Here is a 1,019-nt window from a genome sequence, read left to right as displayed (position 1 = left end):
GCCTTCACATTCTCATCGCAGCGGATTGCCGTCATCGCGGGCATGAACATCGCGGCACGCAAGTAAGCGTTGCCACACTTGGACATGCGCCCTGGGCGGTTCACGCTCGTGCCTGATTGGGTCAGCCTCACATCCAGCCCCGCATAACGGCTTACCTGGGCCGATTTAAGCGTCACTGGCAACGTCGTCAGCTCAGCCAGTGCCGCGATGGCCGAGGCCTCTCCTACGCCAGGCGCGGCCATCATGCAGCGAAACTGCAAACTCAAATCCGGGCACTTGGCGATGGCATCACGTGCTGCCTTTTTCAAACGATCAATCCTGGTGTCCAATGCTGCAATCGCATCTTTCTCATCCTCGATCAGCAGCTCAACACTCATTTCTGTCGCCTGTAGCGCATGCAATTCGTTCTTGGCTCTCGTTCGATGGCCAATCAGCCGATTGATGTGACGGCCAATTGCCCGCAACGTCATTTGATCTGCCGTAGGGGGCACCCAAAGCCTAGGCGACATGCGCTCGCCATATTCAGCCAGCAATAGGGCATCAATCTGATCAGTCTTGCTGTTTTGCAGCATCAGCTTGGCAAAGTTGTGGAAACTTTTGGGGTTGATCACCGAGACCGGCAAGCCGGCAGCGTGCAACTCCATCGCAAGGTCCAGATAGTAAATGCCGGTGGCTTCCATGACCACGCTCAGCGGCTTGAGCTGCAACAGCTTCTCCACGGCGGCCTTGCGACCCTTGGGCGTGTGCTGAATGTCCCACTGGCCGGACGTTTTACCCTTCTGCCGCCATCCCATGGCCGACGTGCGCGAACCAATGTCTATGCCGATATGAACATTCATGCTTTTCACTTCCTTGGCTTTAGGTAAGATTGCTCCTGGTTCCCCCGACCTCGAACTTCATGCCACTGCAACCTTGTAATGCGAAGTCCGACTTGTCGGCTTCTCGATACTCTTCGTGGTGGGCAATGAGGCGGGGGGGCCTCTCTACAGACAAGGTCAGGAGCAAATCCTGCCTTCAGG

General features: G+C 56.4%; 1 protein-coding gene. It reads right to left on the bottom strand.

Annotation, left to right across the window (positions count from 1 at the left end; translation table 11 throughout):
- Window positions 1–839: IS110 family transposase (locus MEB48_RS29000; protein ID WP_237887126.1), on the bottom strand; the 839-nt coding region annotated here is incomplete at its 3' end.
- Window positions 840–1,019: the final 180 nt, after the last annotated feature.

The sequence above is a fragment of the Pseudomonas sp. PGPR40 genome, assembly GCF_022014505.1.
GTDB lineage: Bacteria > Pseudomonadota > Gammaproteobacteria > Pseudomonadales > Pseudomonadaceae > Aquipseudomonas.
This window is presented reverse-complemented; position numbering and strand designations above follow the sequence as displayed.